Genomic DNA, 23,852 nt, shown 5'->3' with positions numbered 1-23,852 from the left:
ACCGAATATCGTCGATCAAACGGCGAAATTGCTCCATCCACGCCCTGCCACCAGACACTGTTCATAGAAGGAGTCACCATGACGGCGCGATTTTCAGGCCGATTGCTCAAAACGGGGTTTTTCTGCGCATTTATGCTTCTGACGGTGCTTCTCAGTGGGCAAGTCCGGCCGGGAGAATTGGAAATCGCCGACTTCCAGCCCGTCCGGCCAATTTATCGTGCAGGATGGCCTTGCACCCTCTCCGTCACCCTTCGTAATCGTGGAGGCCAGGACCTCGAGGGCACACTGGAACTAATTCTTCCGCCCGAGGTGCGTCTTGTCCAAGGAAATGTGCAACAGTCATTTCGCTTCGAAAACGGGGTTGACGAAATCAATACGTCATGGACGGTGGTGACATCGGAAGCAGGACGCCACGATTTGGCGGTCCTTGCCAAATACCAGCAGGCCGCGGTGCGCCGGTCTCTTTCCGTGCTGTTTCTCCCGGCTCTTTCGATCCCTAAAAACCGGGAGATTCCACCACCTCAGCCGGTGGCCACCGATATTCTTGTCGGCGCCCACAATTGCCCGCTTTGGGAGACAGACAGGCCTGAAATCTGGCGCAACCTGCTCAAGCATCCCGAAAGGACGCCGGCACTAGGGTTCTACGGTCAGGAAAACCCTGAAGTAGCCGATTGGGAGACAAAATGGGCCGTTGAGCACGGGATTTCATTTTTCGTTTATTGCTGGTACCGGGCGCGACAGGGCGGTCCAGTTGAGATGCGGTACTCCAGTGCTCTTCACGAGGCCTTTTTTCATTCCCGATTTCAGGACAGGTTGCGTTTTGCCATCATGTGGGAAAATCAGGCCCGTGGTCAGGCCGGTGTCGCCGATGAGCGTGACTTTTTGGACAACCTCCTGCCTTTTTGGATCAAAAACTACTTCCAACGGCCCAACTATCTGGTAATTGATGGCAAGCCTCTTCTTTTTATTTATCGTCCCGAGTTTCTGGTGGACGACCTGGGCGGTGTGGATAAAGTTGCGAGTGCCTTCGAAAAAGCACGCCAATTATGCCGGCAGGCAGGTTTCGCGGGACTGTACCTTCTCGGCGAATATCGAGGTACCGACGCCCGCCATCTTCAACTCATGAAAGACCTTGGGCTGGACTATACTTTTGCATACGTCTGGCCAGTTCCTAATAATCCCACGCCGCGGCAAGCGATCGAGGCACAGTTGTCGTACATCACGCGCACACAGGAGCTGGGAATCATTCCCCAGGTCATCACCGTGTCACAAGGCTGGAGTGGATGGCAAGACGAGGGGTCTATTTGGAAGCTGCCACCAAAGGATTTCGAGGAACTCCTCCGGCGTGCTAAGGCACTGGCAGCAACTTTTCCCAGGGAGCAATTGGGAAGCCGGTTGATTCTTCTTGACAACTGGAATGAATGGGGGGAAGGGCATTACATTGCGCCTCACCGTGAGTTCGGCTTTGAATATCTGGATGCGGTCCGTCGCGTCTTTTCCACCGAGTCTTTTCAGCATATTGACTTGCTTCCAGAGGACGTCGGCCTCGGTCCGTACGACGCGCCTGTCCGACAGTACTTTGAAAGGGAGCGCGCACTCATTGCGCAGGCTCGACGCCGAGTCACCCTTCCGGGAACCGATCCCGCCCTTGTCGCCTGGTGGACTTTTGACGAGCCTCCGGAGCAAGAGGTGGCCTTCGATTATTCCGGGCATCGCCTCGGGGGAGTGCTTCACAACGTTGCCCGCGTTAAAGGACGGCAGGGTTGGGCCCTCGATTGCCACGGGGGATGTGTCATCGTGCCCATGGACAGGCCGCTGACAAATTGCTCGCAGCTCACCGTGGAGTGCTGGGTTCGCACTGAAACTCCCAACCAGAACAATCGGTGGATCGTCAACTGTGTTTTCGGTGGGGTTGAAACAACCGGATTTCGAGTTGGTGTGCTCGAGGGCAAGCCGTGTTTTCAAATTCCCGTCACGCCCTGGAGTCACCATCTGGTCGGGCAATCACCGCTCCCTGTTGGGCCATGGGTCCATCTGGCGGCCACGTTCGACGGCAGTACGATGAGACTCTACATGCAGGGCCGGGAAATCGGTGAACTCGAACGGCGGGCCCCCATCACTTTCAACAGCCGTTATTTGGTACTGGGCAACTATGAAAAAGGCCATTCTGCGCACTTTACCGGAGCGATTGACGAGGTCCGCATCTACTCGCGATGCCTTTCGCCAGAAGAGATTGCGGCTCACGCGCGGCCCAATCAACCTTGAATCGTTTTCTGTCTGCCACGATTCCTGTTCCCTTCTCGGAACGGTTAGATTAGCACACTGCGTGGAGCGGCTCATTTCGGTTTCCCAATACCGAAACTGATACAAACCATTCCTTGCGGTCTCGACAGAAGCGCTTAATGTGTGACATTACGACGATCCATGGAGAATCCAGCGGCAATTCACCCTTGAACTTGCGGTCTTGAAAAATGATGTTCGCGCTGTTTCTTGGAGGCCTGTTCCTCATAGCTTGCCTTTATTCGTCTGTGGGACATGCGGGCGCATCGGGTTATCTGGCCTGGATGGCCATTCTCGGTTTCGCCCCTGAGGAGATGCGGCCAACTGCGCTCGTGCTCAATGTGTTTGTGGCCACCATCGCGACTGTCCGTTTCAGTCGTGTGCGGCCGCGCTGGTTGTTCCTGTTGTTCCTGCTTGCAGGCTCCGCTCCCCTCGCATTCATTGGGGGATTTGTGCCCGTATCCCGCAATGTATACCGCCCACTTGTTGCAGTCGTCCTGTTCGCTGCCGCAGTGCGAATGCTTGTCGGAAAACCTTCAGAAACAGGGATGACTAAGCCGTCACCCTCACCCTTTGTCCTTTTTGTAACGGGCGCCGTTCTCGGCCTCCTCGCGGGACTTACTGGAACAGGCGGAGGCATATTCTTGACGCCTGTTCTCATTCTTTCGCAATGGATGACAGCACGTGAGGCGGCGGCGATCACGGCCCCGTTTGTTCTCATCAACTCGATCTCCGGTCTCCTGGGGGTGATGGCTGGTCTGCAATCAGTACCGACCCATTTGCTGCCTGCAGTAGGAACGGTTGCATTGGGCGGGTTTCTTGGTTCCACACTTGGGTCCACCTGGTTCAGTGACGTCTGGCTGCGACGGGCCCTCAGTGTGGTGCTGGTCATTGCCGCTCTCAAGCTTCTTTTTGTTCCGTGATGAAGGTCACGTTCAGGGGGACGCGTCAATTCTGCGCTTTCCTGACTCATCCCCAATTTTTCGTTGCCGATGCGGACTCGGGCGTCAACACAGGTGCGCATGGGAGCGAGACTCAATCCGGAGGGACCTGCCTGCCAGGTCCGCACATCCGAGGGACCTTGTCCGGGGGGACCTGCTCGTCAGGTCAGCCGTATGACGTTGGATCCTCCATTTTCTTTCGCCGCGGACTGAAGTCCCGCGTGGAAAGCGGGGCTGAAGCCCCGCACTCCACATGTGGAGTGCGGCGATTCATCGCCGCTTTATCGTGAAGGCTTTAGCCTTCACCATCTTGGCGTTTGCGGTGTTTTGCCGCAACCACGAAAGCGTTTCACCGGTAGGGGCCATTCATGAATGGCCGGTACAACACATAGGGTTCGTGACACAGCGTGGCTTTTTACAAAAGCGGGGATAGCTCAGCCTTGACACCTGCCGACAATCCGCATAAACTTTATTGTTCATTTAGCCAAATGACTAAATATGCCTGACCGGTTTTCCGCGACAGGAGCAGCAGAATGTCGCATTCGATCATGACAGTGTCCCGAATATTAAAAAGCCTAGCCGAGCCCACTCGCTTACGGATTCTGACGCTGCTTCGCGATCGGGAGTTGTGCCTCTGCGAGATCACCGAGATGCTTGGATTGACGGGAGCTACCGTATCCCGTCACTTGAGCGTCCTGGAAAGAGCTCAACTGGTCCGCAAACGGGTGTCGCACCGGTGGCATTTTTTTAGCCTCGAGCTGGATAAACTGCCCTCGGAATGGCAAAAAATTGTAACTGAAATTCTTAAAAAGGTAGAAGACGATCCACAAGTCGCAGCGGATCGACAGCGGCTGAAAAGCTACCTCTCGCGCAACCGGGTAAACATAGCCTGCGGGCCTCCCGGTCACCACAGCCGCCCGTGTCATTGACCCGAAGCGAAAATGGTAGCCGATCGGGGTCTGGCGTTTCGCAATGGGGCATTCTTCTTGGGGTGCGAGAGACCTGCGTTGAGTGGAACCAGCGAATGATGGAATCAATTTGGAGGAATTGTCGATGAATCGGGATAATCTCTTGCCATCGCCGCAGCAGGATCACCGACCGGAAGAATTCATGGACAATTCTCGCAGTTCGTCCGGCTTCTCTGCGGGTGGCTTAACCACGAGGACGCATGGGGGCGGCACGGCCTGTCCAACGGACGCGAAACGGCTCAATCTTTTTGAGCGGTATCTGACAGTTTGGGTGGGCCTGTGCATGATAGCGGGGGTTCTGCTGGGAAAAGCCCTTCCGGACATCACCAACATTTTCCGTGAGTGGGAATTCGCGAAAGGGAGCCAAATCAATGTTCCGATCGCGGTTCTCATCTGGCTCATGATCATCCCCATGATGATGAAGGTGGACTTTGCATCCATCAAGAATGTGGGACGGCGTCCCAAAGGGCTGCTCATCACACTGTTCATCAATTGGGTGGTGAAGCCGTTTTCCATGGCCCTCTGGGCCTGGCTGTTTTTTCGCTATGTGTTTGGATACTGGATGAGTCCCGACGATGCCAATCAGTACATCGCGGGAACGATTATTTTGGCAGCCGCTCCGTGCACGGCCATGGTGTTTGTGTGGAGCTACCTGACCGATGGTGACCCGGCGTACACGCTTGTCCAGGTCTCGCTGAATGACCTGATCATGCTCGTGCTGTTCGCCCCAATTGTGCGATTTCTTGTCAGCGGAGCATCGTCTCTCCAGGTACCATTCCAGGTCCTGTTTTATTCGGTCCTCGTATTCATCGTGATCCCCCTCACGACAGGTGTTATCCTGCGCCGCGTGTTCATAACCTATCGGGGACGGGACTGGTTCGAAAAAGTCCTGCTTCCTCGCTTGGCTCCCGTCAGCATGGTGGCCCTCTTGGTTACTCTCATCCTGATCTTTGCTTTTCAGGCGGACAACATTACGAACAAATTCTGGCACGTGGTTCTGATTGCCATTCCCATCCTGGTGCAGGTGTATTTCAATTCGTCGCTGACCTATGCCCTCATGTGGTTTTTCCGCGTGCCCCACAATGTGGCGGCTCCGGGGGCGCTCATTGGAGCGAGCAACTTTTTTGAGCTGGCTGTCGCAACCGCCATTGCGCTTTTCGGACCGGGCTCGGGAGCGGCACTCGCTACAGTGGTTGGGGTTCTCATTGAAGTACCCGTTATGCTTTCCGTATGCAGCTTCTGCAATCGGACACGCCATTGGTTTGCCGGCTACCGGTGATTCGGTTACGCCGGAACACGTATCTGTGACGGGGGGTTCCCTATGCCGACACTGACGATCACCTGGCAGCGTGTTGTGGACGATCAAGGGAATACCTGTAGCCGCTGCGGTGCTACAGAACAGGCTGTTGACGAGGCGGTCCGCCTACTGAATCAAACTCTAAAAACGTTGGGAATATGCGTGGTTGCGGAGAAAAAGACGCTCACTCCCGCCGAGTTTAGCCGTGATCCTCTCCAGTCCAATCGTGTGTTCATTCAGGGGAGACCCCTTGAAGATTGGCTTGGGGCCACTGTGGGAAAAAGCCCGTGTTGCTCCGTGTGCGGCGACGCCGAGTGCCGAACGCTCACCGTCGAAGGGACTACCTACGAGTCGATCCCTAGCGAACTGATTATCAAAGCGGGCCTGCTGGCTGCGGCCGAAATAGTCGCGCCCCAGAAGACGCAGTCGTGCTGCTGTAGAGCCGAGCCCCCTGGTAGTTCCCACTGCTGCGGCTAAGGAGAACCAGCACCACTTATTCCACCACAGCGGTCGCAACGTCTCGAGAATTCGACAAGCAGTCCGAATGTGCTCTCGCCGGAACGAACACGCCACGCCGGGGCATGTCACCGGACGACTTACCCCTTCGTGACTGCGGCTTAATCGCTTCGCCACCCTACGGAGTTCAGTCTGTCAAAATCCACAAATTGAAAAATACACGCATACTGGCAAGGATCAGCAATCTAGTGAACCCACAAAAAAGATCAGCTTGTCGCCTGCGCCTCAAAGTATCGGGTTATCCGTGGCGAAAAACGCACCTTCCGTGGTGCCAAAACATTGGGTAAAGAGAGAGAAACTTGCAAATTTATCCACCGGGATGAGTCGAAGTTTTCTTTAACCCCTCATGTCGAGGACGCGACAATGTCGATTAGAGTGTGAGACCCTTTGCTGCGTCAATCACCAGACTTGAAAGTCAATTTGATGCTGCAATGAAAGAGGGGTTGCTCGAGCTGATCCAGTCAGAGAACCGGTGCACGGAATGAAACGTCTCCTCATCATCGCCGAATCTTTTCCGCCACGGCGGACAAGCGGCAGTTTTCGCATTGAGGGTTTCTTCAAGTACCTGCCCGAGTTTGGAATTCAACCGGCCGTCTTCACAGCGAGTTCACCCACACCCGAGCCATACCCCGGGTGTGACTTCCATCCAGCCTCCCACAGGGTGTTTAGCGTCCCGTGGTATTCTCCCGGAAAACGCTGGAACTCATTTTCTGCGAAAGCGATCTTACGAGCATTCCCGGTGGGGTGGTGGCTTGTCCGGCACATCGAGCGGCGAGAGATTCTCCGTCGCCTGACGCCTTCCCTTCTTGCTGCGGCATCGGAATTTCGGCCCGATGCAGTGCTGGCATCAGGACCTCCCCCGGTTGCTTACCTGCTGGGTGAGTTGCTCCATGACGCTTTGAACATCCCACTTATTCTGGATTTTCGCGATCCCTGGAGCGCCTTTCACAACACGTATTATCGGCACTGGGTCGACTATCTTTTGGAACGCCGCTGTGAAGCGAGACTTCTTCGCAAAGCGGCGCTCATTCTGGCAAACACGCCAACCTCCGCCAAAATGTTCCGAACCCTCCTCAACGTTTCCAGCGACAAGCTGGCCGTTTTGACCAACGGCTACGATGAAGCGGCCTTTGTGTCCGCCGAAACGATTCCCCCGATTTTTCCACCCGACCAGTTTACGATCCTCTATTCCGGGGTTTTCACCAGACCAGACCGCCACCCGGGAATTCAACCTTTCTTTCAATTCTTGGGATTCCAGTATCAGCCTCTGCGGACATGCAACAATCTCCGCTGGCCCGGGTATTTTCTGGATGCCCTCAAGCAGGTTCTCAACGATTATCCGGACTGGGCCAAGACATTGCGCGTGGTTTTCGTCGGGTGTTTTTCCCAAGAGATTCGTCGGTTGTTGAAAAGTTTTCCCATCCCATCGGTGATCGCGGTTCGCTCTCCCGTATCCGAGACGGTCTCCGTGCGGATGATGCTCGACGCAAATCTCCTTCTCCTGCTCCAGGTAGGTCAATGGCACCACGGCCGAGACTTCCTCCCCATGATCCCAGGCAAGCTCTACAGTTACCTTCGGTCCGGTACTCCCATCCTCGCGCCTGTCCAGAAAAGTGACATATGGAACCTTATTCGGCAATTTGATGCGGGTGATGTGATGGAGCCCACCGACGTGCAGGGCATTGCCGAGGCAATCAAGCGTCGCTATTTAGCCTGGCAACAAAGAGGAGCAGTCCACCGCCTCCCTCCGCCCGGCATTCAAATGTTTGAGCGTCGTGAGCTCACCCGTCGGCTCAGTGAGCTATTGCATCGGCTTTGGGGATCTCAACGGTCATCACCGTCGGCAACTGCGTATCCCACCAGTTCATCCGCACCGCATCTGGTCTTCCGGAACGCAACCGCCAGCACCGGGCCGGTTTCGCCCGCAGAAATTCCCGGTCACTGAAATTGGGCAAAATGCAGAAGCATGGCGACGCACGCAAACCGATCTTGCCGGGTCCAACAATGGTGGATAGGATTGGCCTCCCAGTGGGCCAAAATGCGAAGCGGCTTCTGACGCCTTTAAGGCTGAAGAGAACAGGTCCAAATGAGAACCTTTGTGGAAACTGGGGGAGGCAACCTTGGCAGATAGGATCCTCGGGCATGGTACGATTCTTGAGTCAACTATCCCATAAACTTCGCACTACCGTACTCAAGAAAAGCGCCGCATTTTACCATCGGGAACGAGTGCGCCAGTTGTGTGCGGAATCAGGCATACCACGCGATCGCTACCCTCTCGAGCTTTTGGAAACACTGCTCTCCATTCGCGCGCTGGTCACGAATGTTCCCGCCGTGCTGCTCGACGTGGGCGCCCATCGGGGCGTTTTCACCCAACTGGCTCGCCGTCTCTTTGGGTTTCGCCGGATCGTCTGTATCGAAGCAGACGAAGACCTCGTTGCAGAAATTCGCCAGCGCAACCCATCCAGCAACGTGACCGTAATCTGTGCCGCACTCGATGAACAGGAATCAACGGTGCCGTTTTACATCCACCATGACCGCACGATGAGTTCCCTTGTGCCGGCTGAGGGCACTATTCTTAAAGAAAAGTTTCCCAACGATGCTCCCGAGCCAGTCGCTCTGCGAATGGTGCAGACGAAAACACTCGATCACATTGTCGAGGAGATTCCGGACCTGCGTGGTTCCTTTTTCCTCAAGCTGGACACCCAGGGCAATGAATTGCGCATCCTTCGGGGAGCGCCACACACCCTCAGGCGAACCGAGGTCATCCTCACTGAGTTCATGTTCTGTTCACCGTATCGAACCGACTACTCTTTTCGAGATCTCGTGGATTTCCTGTCCGACCGCGGTTTCGAATGTGCTGGAGCCCTTTCTCTGACGAGGCGGCCCAGCCACGAAATATCGGCCGTCGATTTTCTCTTTAAGCGCCGCGTTATCGCAGAGAAATGCGAACCCGCCGCCGCATAATGAGTTGCCCGCGGCCACGGCAGGACGGGGCAACAACTTGAAACGATTCACGCCGCGAAGCCTCCGATGGTGTTTTTTTAAAAAAGACTCCGCTTCGTGAAGTGATGAAATTCGGTACCGGGTTGCCTTCTTTCGAGATGAACCGAGATTTCTTTGGCGGGAAAATCCATCCTGGCAAGGTGTGTGATTTGATATTGCGGCTGAAAAGGGTTGCTGGCGGACACCAAACAATGGACGCACGGAAGAGGATCCAGGTGCTTAAGCTCACACCGCCAACCGATCGATGGATTCCCACCAAATGACATGCGAAGAGTATCGCGAAAGCGTGTGCGACCCATGTCCCATTTGGGCCTAGCGGCACCCTTGTTTCCTCGCCATGGGCTTGATAATCTAACTGATGTTTTTTTCCTAAATCACACGACACATGTTTCTCGAAAAAGGAGGAATGCTCTTATGACACAGTCACGGCAAGGCTCAAGCGTGCTGAATCGACGGTCGTTTCTAGCCAAGACCGGTGCCGTGGGATTGGCGACTGCCGTTGCCGTGCACCGATTTGCCCATGGAGCTTTCAATGAGGATATGGAAGTCAATATCGGGCTGATCGGCTGCGGAGGCCGCGGTACCGGCGCCGTCCTTAACGCACTGGGAGCCGCGACCAAGGTCATCTATCCGGCCACGGGTTACCACACCGAAGACGTGGCTGAGAACGCAACGGTTGTTCGGAAAAATATCAAAGTGGTGGCCCTGGCCGACCTGTTTCCAGATCGTCTCGAGGCCTGTCGTGCCAACCTGCAAAAGCTGGGGAGAGACGTACCGCCCGACCGTTGCTTCGTCGGATTTGACGCATACAAGCAGCTTCTCGCCGTCCCGGAAGTCAATTATGTAATTCTGGCTACTCCTCCGCACTTCCGTCCGATGCATCTGATGGCGGCAATTGAGGCTGGGAAGCACGTATTCATGGAAAAGCCGGTGGCCGTCGATGTTCCAGGAGTCAAACTGGTTTTGAAAGCCGGTGAATTGGCCAAGCAAAAGAAGCTTGGAATAGCGGCGGGAACTCAGCGTCGGCATGAACGAAGCTATCAGGAAACGATCCGCCGCATCCATGACGGGGCAATCGGTGAGATCATCTATGCCAAGTGCTACTGGAACGGGGGAGAAATCTGGGTGGTGGAACGGCAGCCGGGTTGGTCCGATATGGAGTGGCAATTGCGCAACTGGAATTACTTCACCTGGCTTTCCGGAGACCATATTGTTGAGCAACACGTCCACAATCTCGACGTGATGAACTGGGTGCTGGGTACTCATCCCATCCGCGCGGTGTCTGGGCTGGGTGGTCGTCAAGTGCGGACGGATCCGAAGTACGGAAACATCTACGATCATTTCGCTGTGGAATTCGAATATCCAAACGGCGTCACCGTGTTCAGTCAGTGCCGACAGATCAACGGGTGCCAAAACATCGTGGGCGAATTCGTCAAGGGTACGCTCGGCGAAAGTGACTGCCACCAAATGATTCAAACGAAGAATGAACGCTGGCGTTACCGTGGTCCTAACCCCAATCCATACGAGCAGGAACACGAAGATCTCATCGCAAGCATCCGCGAGGGGAACCCCATCAACGAGGCGGAAAACGTGGCCATCAGCACCATGACGGGGATCCTCGGACGAGAAGCGGTGTACAGTGGCCAGTCCATCACCTGGGACGACGCCATGCAGTCCACCACGAGATTGGGGCCCGAGAAGTATGAGTTCGGGTCATATCCTGTCGCACCGGTCCCCATGCCTGGGCGGTATCGCTTCCTGTGATCTTTGGATCGGCCATTCGAGAAGCAGTTCCCCGTTGACTGATGTTCACCTCTGGCTGCGCAGGGCGACTACAGTCAATCTGTCGTCTGTTGTTGGCAGGGAATCTGAGGTTATTCGCGCCGTAATCCCATGGCCGGGGGTTGGTGTGCGACCCATCGGCCAGCCATGTGGCCTGTGGCAAGGCCGATCAGCAACATAAGTCCCCCCACGACCATGGCTGTTTGCCACGGCACGTGGCCGCGGCCCGAGAAAAGCTGCGGGGCCACAGCCAGCAGGGAGGAAATCACACCGATTCCGAGCCCGAGCAGAAGTACGGCCAAATTTTCAAGCAGTACTATTAAGTGTACCCGACCGGCCGAAAATCCTACGGCACGGAGCAGGGCTATTTCCCTCTGCCTTTCGACTAGCCCGCGAAAGACGACGGCTCCCAGACCGATGGTGCCCAGCAGAAGTCCTAATCCGCCCAGGGACTGGAATGTGGACAAATAGGTATTCTGTACCGCGTAGAGCGCCCGCAGCTTCTCTCGGGTGGAGACAATTTGCAGGCCTTCGGCGGAAAAGCTTTTCTCCAAAAAATCTTGGACCTTTGTCACCAAGCTTGTGTTCAACTCGTGGACATCAGATGACCGGATTTCGACGAGAAAGTATCGGTAGCCAGACACGTCCGGGAAAAGCTCGCGAAAGGTCTGCTCCCAAATGAGAATTCGCCCCTGAAAAATGCTATTATCCAAAAGTGCCACGAACTCAAAGGCGACTCGCTTACCTGTGGGCAAGGCAATCTCAAACGTTTCCCCAACACCTCGCCATTTCTGAAGGGCATACTTCGCTGTTGCATCATCAACGATGGCGGGCACATGAATCACGCCACTTCGATCGAAGATAGGTGGCCGCTTGAGCAACTCCCAGGCATTGCCCGCGGTTACTCCTTGGGCTGGTTTCAGCACGGACGTGAAGCGGAAGCCGCCGCGAGCAATGAAATCATCCCCGACCCCCAAAACGATGGGTTCGCGCGTGCGATAAAGATTCAAACAGCTTGCGTCTTCTCCTGCGCGACGACGCAGCGCGTAGATACGGACATTCTTCCACTCGGCCAAATCCGCTTCATGTAAACCCAGAGAACGTCTGACATCGACGCTATTTAAATTGGAAAAAATTGGGTGATCGCTTTCACCAATGAGCCAGAATCCGCCATCGCCACTGGTGAGATTGGGTCCGCGGTCGCTGACATCCATGTGAAAACTACTCACCGAAATGACCAAAAACACCGCAAGGCCCATTAAGACGGTGCTCAGCGCCGACCGCGTGGGATTCCTCCCGAGGTTTCTGACAGCAAGACCGGCAATCCGGCGGACGAAGGCCCTCGTTCGCAGGCAACCCCTGAACCACAGGACCAGTGCCCACCACAGACCGAAAAGCATCAGTGCCCCCGATCCGAAAAAGGCGCCTGCCTGAGTCCGCTCGTCACCAACGAACCCCACTCCAGCCAAAAGGATGGCCCCCAGAAGAGCAATGACGGCGAGCAGAATCCCGATGGGTTGTCCGTACTTTCTGCCACGGTTTGCCCCGACAGTTTCCGCCGTGGCCCACGTCCCCATCAAGAGGGCCTGAGGCGTGAAGTGGAGGAACCGCCATGTCATGAAGGCTGTGACTACAAGAGAACACGCAACGCCCAGCAGAATGCCGAGTATCACCGCAGAGGGCGTCACGGCGAGGTGAAGAAACGGGGTGCCTAACGCCGGAAGCCATATCGTATGCAGTCCCCAGATAAGAATTTTCGCATACCCCACCCCGAGCAAAACTCCCCCTAAAACTCCGGCCGCGGTCAGAATTGAAGATTCCGCAAGAAGCCAAAGGAGAACTCTTGCGCGAGGCCAACCCACGGCTCGCACAAGTCCCAGTTGGTTGGCACGCTTCTCCACATTGAGCACGAACAGGAGCCCGGTCAGCAGTAAACTGGCCACCACTACAAACAGGTTGAATGCCAGAAAGAGCACATCAAAGGGTGTGGTACCCTGAGAAGCGTCGAGGGCCTGTTCTTTGACCGGTTGGGGTTGCCAGCCCAGCTCTCCAACAGATAACGTCAGCCGAGCACGCAGCGTCTGTTCATCGAGCCCGTCGGTCGGAAGAACACGAATGCCCGTGGTTTTCCCATAACGACTGGCCCAATATTTTTCGGCAAACTTGGGCGAAACAAAAATCTTGGGGGTCGCTCGGTATCGCGCCCAGTAATCCTCGTCTTCGCGCGTGACGTGAGCGGGGTCGAATGGAAATGGGGGATCCCACTCCGCGATGGTTCTCTTGTCAGTCAGGCCACGCACTTCGGGCACAAGCTCTGGATCCGCAGCGGCGCCCTGCAAACGGACGATGGCTTTCACTCTCAAAGAAGCATTTTCCCGCCGGATATCGCCGCCCTGGGTTTCGGGCGCGAAATAGGTAATCGTGATCTTTTCGCCTGGTTGAACTTTCAATCTTTCTGCCAGCCATTCGTTGACAACGCATTCGTCCTCCGCGGGCGTGGTGACTGTGTGGCCCGCCATATCCAAAAAAGGACCAAAGGGCGGATCAGACACAATCGGAACAGCCGCCACAGTCGCGTACCAGGCCTCCCCATCGGGCGAAGTCACTCGCTCTGCCAAATAGATGAATACCCGTTGGATCTTCACATCTGTCAGATGGCTTGTCACCGCCTTCTCGGTAACTGGATCGAAGATCAACCTCTCCGTCGTAAGAAGGAGATATCCCCTTCGTGTCCTGGTTATTTGGAGACCGTAGTCTTCGGGTAAAAGAGGAAGCTGCTCCAGTTCGGCAAGGGCCCTCCCTGTATCGTGTGAAAACTCGGCTTTTCTCGAGAACAAAACGACGTTGGCGCGACCGGGCTGATCAATTTCCTCCGCCAGCCATGCCAGGTCGACGTACGCGTTACGAGAAATCTCCTGCGACCCCGCCAGTTGGAAGGCCCCCAGATTCTCATTCGGCACGATGTCCACGACAGCTACGGCTGAAGGCTTGACCACATCGGCGCGCCGCCCAAAGCTACTCTCCGCCGGAATGCCGCGAACGACCGGCAACCACACGATGATTCGATCACCGATCTTCGCGTGAAGTAATTCCGCGGATTTTTCGTTCAGAACGATTTCCCGTCCTTGCGGATGGCGAGCGGGTTTTGCCACACCCAACGTCCAAAAATCTGCCGAACAACCGATAATCTGCACGCCGTTGGCACGGGCAGTCCTCTCGCCGTTGCCCGAGGAATTCTCGAGTGAAGCCGCCACACGAATGATGGGCACGATCTGCGAATATACATAGCTCCGCTTTTGCCACTCACTCGTGCAATGTTGACGGAGGAACCCCGCAGCGAAAAGAGCGTCGTCTACGGCGCCAAGGCGATCGATAGCCTGGTGGCGCAGACTCTCGCGAAGAGAATCGCCCAGCACAAGGGTCCCCACCAACACGGCTGTGGTCACGGCAATCGCTAGAACCACACCGATGAGCGGCCGAGAAAAATACCACAGTGTCTGACGAACCAATTTTCCGATCGAGAAAGCTGGGGATATCGGGTTCATAAAAGGCGGTCTCAGACGTTCTCCCACCTGAGCTGGCCGTTCTCCAGTCGACACTGCTTTCCGATTACTCCAGCCAAATGTTCGCTGTGAGTCACCACAATGAGGATATTGTTTTGCTCTTGGTGAAGTTCAACAAGCAATTGGGCTACTTGCTCCCCGGTTGAACGGTCGAGATTGCCGGTAGGTTCGTCTGCAAGGATGAGAGCGGGACGCCGGATGAGAGCCCGCGCTATCGCGACGCGCTGACGTTCACCCCCCGACAGTTCACCCGGCCTGTGCCAAACGCGGTCTTTCAGGCCTACCCGATCCAAAAGTGCCAAAGCCCAGTTGACGTCATCCTGTTGGGGTGATCCGGATGCCAAGCACGGCACTAGGACGTTCTCCAGAACTGTGCACTGAGGCAAGAGATGATGGTCCTGAAAAACGAACCCGACGGTTCGGTTTCGATAGCGAGAAAGCTCCCTCTCGGGCATCTCCGAGACGACCTGGCCGTCCACCACCACACGGCCTTCCGTGGGCTGGTCCAATCCACCGATGATGTTCAAAAGAGTGCTCTTGCCCGAGCCGCTTGGTCCCAAGATCGCCACGCGGTCTCCCGACCGAAGTTCAAACTCCACATTATTGAGAACGCACAGGGGCTGTCCCGGAGAAGGGTACACCTTTTTGAGTCCCTGGACCGCTAACACCGTCATATCCGCTGTCCGGTTCCTGAAAAGTGGTCACGTGGGCAATCTCAGCTACCGCTCACTATACAACTATCACAGCACCTGTGCAAAACCACTTCCTGTTCCCTCAGTAGGGCTCCCTGACTCAATGTCACGCCAAGACGTGCAAGAGATAACCCGAAGCAAGACAAATCGCCGGGCAGGGGAATAACGCGAGGAAATAAACAAGAGGCGGAAAAGAACGTTCGGAGTGCACACCGATGGAGGCCTGACCTGGCAAGAAGCTCCCGTGTTACCAATCGACAGGCGAGGCCCGGTTCCCCGAAACAAAAAGGCCCCACAACGGGGCCTATCAACCTGATCTCTATCTTTGGCGGGCACAATCCCACCGGAATCCGGCGGACGCTGTTAAGCGGTCAACTCACCCAGCGGGGACAACCATGTTCCTTCGAGCGCCGGCGAAATCGCCCGCACCGCTGGATTGTTGAGAACCACGCCACCTTCGGGATACGGTGGACTTCCATAATCGGCCACTTCCAGGTACAGAAACACACAGCCGATGATCACGGCCACCAGCGCGATCGCCAGCAGCACGGTATAAATGTCTACCCGAGGCGGCCGATATTGTAATGGACTACTGGAGGCTGCTTGCAACGCGATCTCCTTGCTGAATCGGACCTTTCTGGTACTCGGGAATGACCTGACAGACAGCCCGGTCGGGTTCGGTTCTGACGACCACCACTCGACCGAGATACTTATTTTCCCCGTTACCCAGGCGGAATACGTCCAGTTTATGTCCCTTCATAAGCCCATCATCGGAACCAATTGAGATCTCCAGCAATCCATTGCCGGGAACCGCCAGGACCACGCCCTCTACTTTCGGGGCCCGGTCCTGATAGAGCTCCGGCTCGGGCTTGAGGTCGAACTTCGCCAGCACTTCTCGGGCCTTCGCGAGATCATCGGCGAGAGTCACGGAGCGATCCTTCAACACCCGCAATTCGTTTGCCACCTGATGAAGTTCATCGGTTCTCTGGACCAAACGTAGAAGCGCGTCATGCCGCGCTTGTTCAGCCTGCCGCAGCAGATTGCGCAGATCATCTACCTCCGCGGTTCTCTTGGCCAGGGTTTGGTGAGCCGCCTCCATCGCCGCAACCGCGTCGCGAGCCTGTTGTGTCAACTGCGCCACCTGCTGCATAAGCTGGTCGCGTTCCCGTTGAAGATCATCACGCTCCTGCTCCAGCTTGGCCACCTGCGCTCGCTTGTCAGCGATTTCCGCGTCGAGTTTCTTCGTCAGTTCATCGATCTGGGCTCTGAGAGCGTCATTCTCCTTTCGGAGGTTTTGCACCTGGAGGCGCAATCCCAAAGGCTTGCCGGGGGCCTCCTTGGGGTTCTCAACGACTTCGCGCCAGTTGACATGGGCAGAATAAACCATGAGCGCAAAGCTCATGAACACAATGCTCATCACAAAGATAAGAACCACGAAGATCTTGCCGATGAGATTCATAAGCTCAACCTTCCTTCAAATCCCCTGGCTGCAAATCCACGCTGGATGGGAACAACTTCATCGTCCGCGGGAATTTTCCCCGGCACAACATCTTTCTTCTCATACTCGGTCTACGTTCCGAGTATAATCACACCCCGGTCGGAATGTCAAACGGCTGCCGTCTCGTCGACTGTGCAAACACCGCTCGATTGCATCCCGGCCGGGGTGTTGCGAGGTACACCCGGGCCGCTGAATTATGAACAGATCATTCAGCGGCTTTTCCTTCCGGCTGTTGCGACTGTTCCAGTTTTTTCTCGAGTGTCTTCAGTCGGTTTTCGAGGCTCTTAACTTTCTCTTCCAGTTTGTCCATGCGTCCTTCAGCCTCTGTGCTGGGTTCCCGCCAGGGACGGATAAGCGCCCTGGGCACCCCCTCCTGAGGCACCGCCGGCTTCACTTCCACAACCCCTGGACGAGCACTTCCGCGGAGCATCTTTTCGACATGGGGTCTCACGTCAGGCGGAAGTTTGTCCAGTTCATTCTCGGTCACTTCCCATTTTTGATTCTCCTTCTGCACCACAATCTTCGCCGGTTTGTCGCCCTCTTTGGTAATCACGATTGTCATGTTTTTGGGAATGTTGAGGGACTCGCCCGGCGGAACGATCACCCCAGGATGATAAAATCGAAACACAAGCGGCGGCTGCCCGGGAAGACGCTGGCGGAAAGATTCCAACCATTTCTCCCACGCTTTGGGGTCTGCGAAAGTTCCAGGAAAAGGTGGGGGAAATTCCCAGGCCCCGGCAGGCCTAGGCGCCGGCGTAACCGTTACGGTCTCGGTCGTTCCCTTCCGAAACACTTTGATTTCGATCGGCTTATCCTTTTTCTCCTGAACAAGATTAACCAGATCACTAGGTGTAGTCAGCGGCTTTCCGGCTGCCTCCAGCAGGATATCGTGTACCTTGATCCCGGCTTTTTCAGCAGGGCTGTCTTTGGCCACACTCGTGACCAACAGTCCCTGATCTTTTGGCAGGTCCAAATGGGCCCGCAGGGCTTCCGGGACTTGCTCCACCACAACGCCAATCCAGATTTCAGAAGGTGCTGCCACTACCCGGGTGACCGAGATTCCCGGGGCAGGTTCGGCAGACTGCGCGAGACCCCCGGCTACCATTAGACCCGAGATACTCGCCAGCACAAAAACCCACGTCATGCCCCTGGTCATTCTAATTACGGCTCGACTCATGGTCATTCCTCCTTTCCTGAACGTCTGCAATCACACATCTAGCGAACCTAGCGAACATTGTGCTCCGGCATTTGGATCTCCACCTGGTCGACAGGAATGATTGTTTGCCGGCCGTCAGGAAGCGATACCGGCATCAAGTGACGTTGCTGCCGGATGATGTGTCCACTTTTTCGGAGAACATCGAGCACCTCCGGGGGGACCACACTGTCCGGCCAGAGATTGATTTGTTCTCCGTCGGCTACTGGAATGACGGGAATATCCACTGATGTGAGAGTACCGTCATTGCCGACCGCTACCGGAACGGCCACCATTTGAAACGGGGTCGCAGCAGGTTTCCCCGCGCTTGCGACCTGCCCCTGACTCGGGGCACTCTGGGCGATTAAGCTTTGCCCCGGGCTGAGCGCAGCGCCTGCTGCCGCGGCAGTAGCTTCTGACCCTGCGGAGACCGTTTTCTCCTGGCGCGGCTGCGCCATCCACCAGACAGCTCCAAACACAAGGGCAAAACTGCACGCCATCGCTACCAACGTGCCAAGATAACGCCGCAGTAAGTTCTGAGCCGGGCGCGATCGAACGTCGGTGACGCCTGACTTTTCAGGTGCGGCGAGCGCAACCGCGAGTCCGGTCGGTCGAGCCCCGGTTACCGTACCCTGCTCCGAACTTAAAGCACTGGCCGCCGCATTCAAGATCCGACGCCATTCCTGCGCTTCTAAAAAGGCCAGTGCAACCCGTCGGGAGAGTTCTGGGTCATGAGCCAGGGCCGACACAATGCGGCGCCGCTCGTCTTCACTCACCTCGCCATCAACCAATCTGTCAATAAGGTCTTGATCTATCTTCATCCGAGTCATCTCGCACAAACCGCTCACACGTCTCACTGCCGTTACGTTGGATTTATTTGCTCCTGAGCATTCACCCTCGCACCGATGTGGGACCCAGTGCCCAGTGTTGCACTCCAGGTCAACATGGATCATCAACGACTCTACCCTGACCGGACGCCTCGTCGGCCAATCCAGTCTGGGAAATTCTGTGAAGCTCCTCGCGAAGTCGCCGCCTAGCGCGATGAAGCCTTGTCTGCACCGCCGAAAAACTTATGCCCAGGTGGTCGGCAATCTCCTGATAGCTCCAGTCCTGTCCATATTTGAGTAAAAGCATCTCTGCATCTTTCGGAGGGAGAGCTCGCAATGCCGCGTGGAGAATCTCATCACGTTCCGCCGCCAGCAGCCAGTCAAGAGGATTTGGCTCGGCAGGGGGATGATTTCGCCGCTCCTCCCCGTACCGCTTGAGCCACTTGCGCCGTCGCCCCAGCTTACGGCGATACATCAGGGCGTTGAGCACCGCAAGACGGTAAAGCCACGGGGCGACCTTGGTCGGGTCCTGCAAGGGAGCTTTCTGACGGACGGCACTCAATGCGACTTCCTGCATGACCTCGTCCACTGCATGGGGCTCCTTGACCCGCGCATAGATAACCGCCCGCAACCAGCGCTCATGTTGTGCCAGTGCGGCCTCCCAATCGACAGTTGCCGAACGGTGGGGATTTCCACCGTCGGGTGGTCGGTGATCGAGTTCGGTACCCATTGTCGCCTTCTATTGAGTTGGTTGCCGAACGGCCCTGAGGTGTTTCACGGCCGATCTTGTGACATGCCACGTCCCCCGGGGTCAGTATGCAATGAGAGACCGCCGTACTGCCACCCTGCAGACGGCATGTGGGCGACAAGGCAGACCACCGCGCACGTTGAAAACCACGCGGGGGTAAAATGGCCACACCGGTGACACCCAAGATACAAGTGCCTATCGAAAGTTTCATAAAAAATATGCACAGAATCTGCACCATAAGAGTATTGCATAGGTGCGAATGTTCGAACATAATTGAATAGAAGTACGTATTAGCTACAAAAGAGGATCGTTGCCCATGCTTCCCAGCGACGAATGCCAGATTCTCGCCAACTTCTTCAATCTTCTGTCGCATCCGACGCGACTGCAGTTTTTTTGTCTGCTCCGGGAAGGGGAAAAAACTGTGACTCAACTGGCCGACGCAGCCGGAGTTGCATCCCAGAACGCCTCGCAGCATCTGCGTTTGATGCGGGAGACAGGCGTGGTCAAGACCGCACGCCGGGGTCAGCAAATTTTTTACCGTCTTGCTGATCCTCGCCTGGCAGAAGCAATCGATCTGCTGCGGCAGACCGTTCTCAGTATGATTGAGCAATCGCTTCCTCGGGCCGTTCAGGAGCGATTCAAGATGCCCGCAGAAAACAGCGAATCCGGAGGAGTTTTCCCGCCAGCATCGGGCAGCTTGTAGAAACACATGAAACAAGATATAAGCAGCGCTGGATTGAAAACCCCTGAAGGAATGAAAAAGGAGAGCAACGGTCATGCGGGGTGCCGTCCTTGTCGGGGTTTGTATCGCGGTGTTCATCTCTGGGCTGGGCCTTGCGGGCTGGCAATTTTCCCGACTAGAGAAGCGGGAGCGACCTGATAATCCCTGGAAGCACGTCCCACCCCCGCCCCATCATGTGGATCATACCCCGTTTATACCTGCAGGGTTAAAGACGGGGCCCGAAGTCACCAAGGTTTGTCTTTCCTGTCACCCCAACTCTGCCCGGGAGGTTATGGCGACAGACCACTGGACCTGGGCCGGTCAAAAGGTTAAGGACCCTAAAACCGGGGGAACGATTCACGTCGGCAAGTTGAACCTCATCAATAACTTTTGCATCGCGGCCCTCCCCAATATTCAGGCGTGTTCGGCGTGCCATGCAGGATACGGTTGGAAAGATCCTCATTTTGATTTCAGCCGGGAGGAAAACGTGGATTGCCTGGTGTGCCACGACCAGACCAACACCTATCAAAAAGGACTCGCGGGGCTTCCCAAACCAGACGTGGACCTGATGGCGGTTGCGCGGAGTGTGGGGCGCCCCACTCGACTCAATTGCGGCCAATGCCACTTCAAGGGAGGTGGTGCCGATGCCGTCAAGCACGGAGATCTTGATGGAACGATGTACTATCCTCCGGAGCGAATCGACGTGCACATGGGGCGTTTGAAATTCCAGTGTGTGGATTGCCATCGAACGCAGAAACATCAGATCCCCGGTTGCGCCATGTCAGTATGTATCGAGAAACCCGCTCGGGTTTTCTGCACGGATTGCCATAGCGAAAAGCCGCACGGCAATGAAAGGCTCGATTTTCACACCGCCACCGTAGCATGTCAGACATGCCACATCCCCAAGATGGCCATCGATGCGCCGACCAAGATGTACTGGGATTGGTCGGCTGCCGGTCGCGACGATATCCCCGAGGATCCGCACGTCTATTTAAAGCAGAAAGGGCGATTTATTTACGCACAGAATATCAATCCCGAGTATTACTGGTACAACGGTCGTGGAGAGCGTTATCTGACCGGGCAAAAAATCGATCCCACTCGCGTGGTCCAGATCAATCGGCCTCTGGGAGGTCCCGGAGATCCCGAAGCCAAAATCTGGCCCTTCAAAGTACATCGGGGAAGGCAGATCTACGACAAACAGTATCTTTATCTTCTCACGCCCCGCACCTGGGGACCGGGCGGCTACTGGACAGAATTCAACTGGGACCTGGCCTGCCGCCTCGGCAGCCAGGACACGGGTTTGCCGTACAGCGGTCAGTACGATTTCGTGGACACCGAAATGTACTGGCCACTCTCCCATATGGTTCAGCCCAAAGAACGGGCCCTGCAGTGTGCCGATTGCCATGGACCAGGTGGGCGACTCAACTGGAAAGCACTGGGATACGATGGTGACCCGATGTTTCGGGGTGATCGAGAAATGACGGGACTTGTGGAACGGTAAGATTGTGAACACTTGAGCAAGACAACTCGCGATCATTCCTTCGACCATTGAAGGATCTGCCACCATGGGGACGACGAAGCGAAACTGGGTCCGGCGAGTCCTCGAGCGCAGCGCCGTTTGGGCGGCGGTGCTCCCGTTGATGATGCTTTCATCAGACCGGTGCATGGCCATTGCTGAGGTAGCGCAATCGCAACGCCAGGAGAATCTCACTGAGATAACACACCGGCCGGTGCGTCTTCTCGATGCCAACGGCCAAAACGTCATTGCCAGCGGGCAACCTGTCTCTGCAGAGCGAACATGTGGGGCATGTCATGATGCGCAATACATAAGCAATCATTGTTATCATGCGGATTTGGGAATCAGGCGGTGGTTTCGACCGGGCCAGTCGGAACGTGTCGCTCACGCCTGGGATTACACAAGCGGTGGGGTAGGGGGGTGGACACCGTTTTTCTATCAACGCTTGTCCCCACCCGGCGAAAGCAAGCCTGATCTGGGACTTGCGGACTGGCTCCGCACATACGGCTTCCGATATGTGGGTGGTCGGCTAGGGCAATTCGGGTTTGGCCACCAACTGCTCACGAAGCGGGGCGGCCATTCTCCAGAGCAAGCAGCAACACCAAACGACACGCCCGCTGGCGGACCTCAGGTGGAAAAGTCTGGCCCTGACGCGATGGCTTCGTCATCACCTGGTAGCCAATCAGAATTAACCTGGGATCCCGACTTGATCTCCACGCTGTCCGGTAATCAACCCGTGCGATGGGATTGGGGCAGTTCAGGCACACTGGAGATGAACTGCTTCTTGTGCCATCTTCACTCGCCAGATAGTGCTTCCCGAATCGAAGAAATTAAAGCCGGGCGTTTTGCCTGGGCTGTGACGGCCACTCTCGCCAGTACCGGTGCGGTGGTACGCAAGGGTACCCAATGGGAATACAACAAGCAGGCGTTCGATCAACGCGGTGCGGTGGTTGCTCAAGCTTTCCGAATCGAACGCCCCACCGCCGAGCAGTGCGGCCAGTGTCACGGAAAAGTCGTCAGCGCCCACGAACAACTCTCGTGCCTGGAAATAAGCTGGTCTGATTGGTCGACACTCACAAAGGGCCAGATATTCTCGCCGCAGCGGATTAGTGACTCGGAACTGAACATCGCTGGGAAGGAGACACTGGTTCGTCCGTGGGATATTCATGCGGCATCCCTTCTGGATTGCCGACACTGTCACTTTTCGCTCGACAATCCGGCCCTCTTTGAGCCGCCCGCGCGGGGTCGGCCAAAGCACCTCCGATTCGAACCTCGGCGTTTGTCATTCGCGGAGTATCTGGAGCGTCCCAGTCATCAATTTGCCAAAGGTGATACTGCCCAGGGAAAGATTGCTCCCGAGTTTACCGGCACAATGCGAACGTGTCGGGACTGTCACGACGCCACCGCGGCCCATGAGTGGTTGCCTTTCCGAGCAGTGCACCTCGCCCGACTGGAATGCGAGACATGTCACATTCCCGCGGTTTATGCGCCTGCTCTGGAAGCGATCGATTGGTCTGCCCCCGCCAACGGTCAACCGTTTTTGGAGTGGCGAGGAGTCACCTCGTCGACGTCGACCACCGTCCCACTGATCACGGGTTTTCGGCCTGTGATTCTTCCGCGAAAGGCCGTGGACGGCGAACTCAGACTTGGACCATACAATCTCGTGAGAGCCAGTTACTGGGTTGAAGGTGGCGCAAGCCCCCGACCGGTGAGACTGCGGGACCTGGAGGCCATTCTCTCCGGCGTTTCTCACAATACCGGCCACAGACGCAGCGAGAGCTCTGTCGTTTTTTCGACGAATCAGCAAACCCGGAGCCTCCAGCCGCATTATTCCACCACAGAAATTGGCGGGAGACTGAAAAACGCCGGCGTGAGCTCTCCGGAATACACGGTCGAAATATGGCCGTTCGGCATTCACCACGGTGTGGCGCCGGCACGGTTGGCGATCCGCCAGTGTGAGACGTGCCACAGTTCGTCCTCGCTACTTGGTCAAAGCTTTTCACTGGGCAAGGTTCAAGATGACGATAAATCGCGGGAGGCCCGCATAGTTTCAAGCAGCGGAATTCCGCAGGCTTACAGTCTTCAAATCTCTTCGTCAACTCAAAACCCCGTGTTGATTTTGACTCCGACCCCGGAAAAAGCAGGCTTTTACATTCTGGGGAAAAGCCGGCATAACTGGGTGGACTGGCTTGGATTCCTCGCTTTGGTCGGGATCGTGCTGGCAATTGTGTTGCACACATCATTTCGAATCGTTCCATACCTGTCGTCTGTCAGAAGTATTGGTCGCCAGGATTGATATAGCAAGGTG

The 23,852-nt window shown here is 56.0% G+C and carries 18 protein-coding genes; 11 read left to right on the top strand and 7 right to left on the bottom strand.

The genetic code is table 11. The features are described 5' to 3' along the window. The first annotated feature begins 78 nt into the window (after positions 1 to 78). From THTE_RS08390 to THTE_RS08350, 8 genes are all read left to right on the top strand, one after another. Positions 79 to 2,265 (top strand): LamG-like jellyroll fold domain-containing protein, encoded by a 2,187-nt coding sequence (locus tag THTE_RS08390; protein ID WP_095415008.1) that lies wholly within the window; start codon positions 79 to 81, stop codon positions 2,263 to 2,265. A 206-nt stretch (positions 2,266 to 2,471) separates the two neighbouring features. Next, a complete protein-coding gene (locus tag THTE_RS08385) occupies positions 2,472 to 3,203 on the top strand; it encodes a sulfite exporter TauE/SafE family protein (protein ID WP_095415007.1) in 732 nt (243 codons plus the stop codon). A 551-nt stretch (positions 3,204 to 3,754) separates the two neighbouring features. Then, the gene (locus THTE_RS08380; RefSeq protein WP_095415006.1) at positions 3,755 to 4,150 is read left to right on the top strand and encodes an ArsR/SmtB family transcription factor; all 396 of its coding nucleotides are present in this window, start codon (positions 3,755 to 3,757) and stop codon (positions 4,148 to 4,150) included. A 124-nt stretch (positions 4,151 to 4,274) separates the two neighbouring features. Further along, a complete protein-coding gene (arsB, locus tag THTE_RS08375; RefSeq protein WP_237260238.1) occupies positions 4,275 to 5,468 on the top strand; it encodes an ACR3 family arsenite efflux transporter in 1,194 nt (397 codons plus the stop codon). 42 nt (positions 5,469 to 5,510) lie between these two features. Then, a complete protein-coding gene (locus THTE_RS08370; protein ID WP_095415005.1) occupies positions 5,511 to 5,963 on the top strand; it encodes a DUF2703 domain-containing protein in 453 nt (150 codons plus the stop codon). Between the two features lie 520 nt (positions 5,964 to 6,483). Beyond that, positions 6,484 to 7,947 carry a glycosyltransferase gene (locus THTE_RS08365; protein ID WP_095415004.1) on the top strand — a complete coding sequence of 488 codons (1,464 nt, stop codon included), beginning with the start codon at positions 6,484 to 6,486 and terminating at the stop codon, positions 7,945 to 7,947. 197 nt (positions 7,948 to 8,144) lie between these two features. Then, on the top strand, positions 8,145 to 8,966 hold the full coding sequence (locus THTE_RS08360; RefSeq protein WP_157731938.1) for an FkbM family methyltransferase: 822 nt from the start codon (positions 8,145 to 8,147) through the stop codon (positions 8,964 to 8,966). A 453-nt stretch (positions 8,967 to 9,419) separates the two neighbouring features. Further along, complete coding sequence (locus tag THTE_RS08350) at positions 9,420 to 10,769, top strand: Gfo/Idh/MocA family protein (protein WP_095415001.1); 1,350 nt, start codon at positions 9,420 to 9,422, stop codon at positions 10,767 to 10,769. 110 nt (positions 10,770 to 10,879) lie between these two features. Here the strand turns inward: THTE_RS08350 and THTE_RS08345 are convergent, their stop codons facing one another. The 7 genes from THTE_RS08345 to THTE_RS08315 form a co-directional block, all read right to left on the bottom strand. Beyond that, complete coding sequence (locus THTE_RS08345) at positions 10,880 to 14,332, bottom strand: FtsX-like permease family protein (RefSeq protein ID WP_095415000.1); 3,453 nt, start codon at positions 14,330 to 14,332, stop codon at positions 10,880 to 10,882. A gap of 11 nt (positions 14,333 to 14,343) precedes the next feature. Then, the gene (locus tag THTE_RS08340; RefSeq protein ID WP_237260237.1) at positions 14,344 to 15,024 is read right to left on the bottom strand and encodes an ABC transporter ATP-binding protein; all 681 of its coding nucleotides are present in this window, start codon (positions 15,022 to 15,024) and stop codon (positions 14,344 to 14,346) included. A 381-nt stretch (positions 15,025 to 15,405) separates the two neighbouring features. Further along, positions 15,406 to 15,651: a hypothetical protein gene (locus THTE_RS08335; protein WP_095414999.1), complete on the bottom strand. Its 246-nt coding sequence runs from the start codon at positions 15,649 to 15,651 to the stop codon at positions 15,406 to 15,408. Then, positions 15,632 to 16,501 (bottom strand): hypothetical protein, encoded by an 870-nt coding sequence (locus THTE_RS08330; protein ID WP_095414998.1) that lies wholly within the window; start codon positions 16,499 to 16,501, stop codon positions 15,632 to 15,634. The genes THTE_RS08335 and THTE_RS08330 overlap by 20 nt, the downstream gene beginning before the upstream one ends. Before the next feature lie 244 nt (positions 16,502 to 16,745). Further along, positions 16,746 to 17,717: a PDZ domain-containing protein gene (locus tag THTE_RS08325; RefSeq protein ID WP_157731936.1), complete on the bottom strand. Its 972-nt coding sequence runs from the start codon at positions 17,715 to 17,717 to the stop codon at positions 16,746 to 16,748. A gap of 47 nt (positions 17,718 to 17,764) precedes the next feature. Next, positions 17,765 to 18,553 carry an anti-sigma factor gene (locus tag THTE_RS08320; protein WP_095414996.1) on the bottom strand — a complete coding sequence of 263 codons (789 nt, stop codon included), beginning with the start codon at positions 18,551 to 18,553 and terminating at the stop codon, positions 17,765 to 17,767. A gap of 118 nt (positions 18,554 to 18,671) precedes the next feature. Next, a complete protein-coding gene (locus tag THTE_RS08315) occupies positions 18,672 to 19,289 on the bottom strand; it encodes an RNA polymerase sigma factor (protein WP_095414995.1) in 618 nt (205 codons plus the stop codon). 334 nt (positions 19,290 to 19,623) lie between these two features. Here THTE_RS08315 and THTE_RS08310 point away from each other — a divergent pair, with 334 nt between their 5' ends. From THTE_RS08310 to THTE_RS08300, 3 genes are all read left to right on the top strand, one after another. After that, entirely contained in the window at positions 19,624 to 20,010 is a 387-nt protein-coding gene (locus tag THTE_RS08310; protein ID WP_095414994.1) for an ArsR/SmtB family transcription factor, read from the top strand. A gap of 73 nt (positions 20,011 to 20,083) precedes the next feature. Beyond that, complete coding sequence (locus THTE_RS08305; protein ID WP_095414993.1) at positions 20,084 to 21,529, top strand: tetrathionate reductase family octaheme c-type cytochrome; 1,446 nt, start codon at positions 20,084 to 20,086, stop codon at positions 21,527 to 21,529. Positions 21,530 to 21,593: 64 nt separating this feature from the next. After that, positions 21,594 to 23,840, top strand: a complete 2,247-nt coding sequence (locus THTE_RS08300; RefSeq protein ID WP_095414992.1) for a hypothetical protein — start codon at positions 21,594 to 21,596, stop codon at positions 23,838 to 23,840. The last annotated feature ends 12 nt before the right edge of the window (positions 23,841 to 23,852 follow it).

The sequence above is a fragment of the Thermogutta terrifontis genome, from assembly GCF_002277955.1.
Taxonomy (GTDB): domain Bacteria; phylum Planctomycetota; class Planctomycetia; order Pirellulales; family Thermoguttaceae; genus Thermogutta; species Thermogutta terrifontis.
This window is presented reverse-complemented; position numbering and strand designations above follow the sequence as displayed.

Coding starts and splice junctions, on each gene's coding strand:
- THTE_RS08390 (WP_095415008.1), top strand. CDS start 79: ATGACGGCGCGATTTTCAGGCCGATTGCTCAAAACGGGGTTTTTCTGC.
- THTE_RS08385 (WP_095415007.1), top strand. CDS start 2,472: ATGATGTTCGCGCTGTTTCTTGGAGGCCTGTTCCTCATAGCTTGCCTT.
- THTE_RS08380 (WP_095415006.1), top strand. CDS start 3,755: ATGTCGCATTCGATCATGACAGTGTCCCGAATATTAAAAAGCCTAGCC.
- arsB (WP_237260238.1), top strand. CDS start 4,275: ATGAATCGGGATAATCTCTTGCCATCGCCGCAGCAGGATCACCGACCG.
- THTE_RS08370 (WP_095415005.1), top strand. CDS start 5,511: ATGCCGACACTGACGATCACCTGGCAGCGTGTTGTGGACGATCAAGGG.
- THTE_RS08365 (WP_095415004.1), top strand. CDS start 6,484: ATGAAACGTCTCCTCATCATCGCCGAATCTTTTCCGCCACGGCGGACA.
- THTE_RS08360 (WP_157731938.1), top strand. CDS start 8,145: ATGGTACGATTCTTGAGTCAACTATCCCATAAACTTCGCACTACCGTA.
- THTE_RS08350 (WP_095415001.1), top strand. CDS start 9,420: ATGACACAGTCACGGCAAGGCTCAAGCGTGCTGAATCGACGGTCGTTT.
- THTE_RS08345 (WP_095415000.1), bottom strand. CDS start 14,332: ATGAACCCGATATCCCCAGCTTTCTCGATCGGAAAATTGGTTCGTCAG.
- THTE_RS08340 (WP_237260237.1), bottom strand. CDS start 15,024: ATGACGGTGTTAGCGGTCCAGGGACTCAAAAAGGTGTACCCTTCTCCG.
- THTE_RS08330 (WP_095414998.1), bottom strand. CDS start 16,501: ATGAATCTCATCGGCAAGATCTTCGTGGTTCTTATCTTTGTGATGAGC.
- THTE_RS08325 (WP_157731936.1), bottom strand. CDS start 17,717: ATGAGTCGAGCCGTAATTAGAATGACCAGGGGCATGACGTGGGTTTTT.
- THTE_RS08320 (WP_095414996.1), bottom strand. CDS start 18,553: ATGAAGATAGATCAAGACCTTATTGACAGATTGGTTGATGGCGAGGTG.
- THTE_RS08315 (WP_095414995.1), bottom strand. CDS start 19,289: ATGGGTACCGAACTCGATCACCGACCACCCGACGGTGGAAATCCCCAC.
- THTE_RS08310 (WP_095414994.1), top strand. CDS start 19,624: ATGCTTCCCAGCGACGAATGCCAGATTCTCGCCAACTTCTTCAATCTT.
- THTE_RS08305 (WP_095414993.1), top strand. CDS start 20,084: ATGCGGGGTGCCGTCCTTGTCGGGGTTTGTATCGCGGTGTTCATCTCT.
- THTE_RS08300 (WP_095414992.1), top strand. CDS start 21,594: ATGGGGACGACGAAGCGAAACTGGGTCCGGCGAGTCCTCGAGCGCAGC.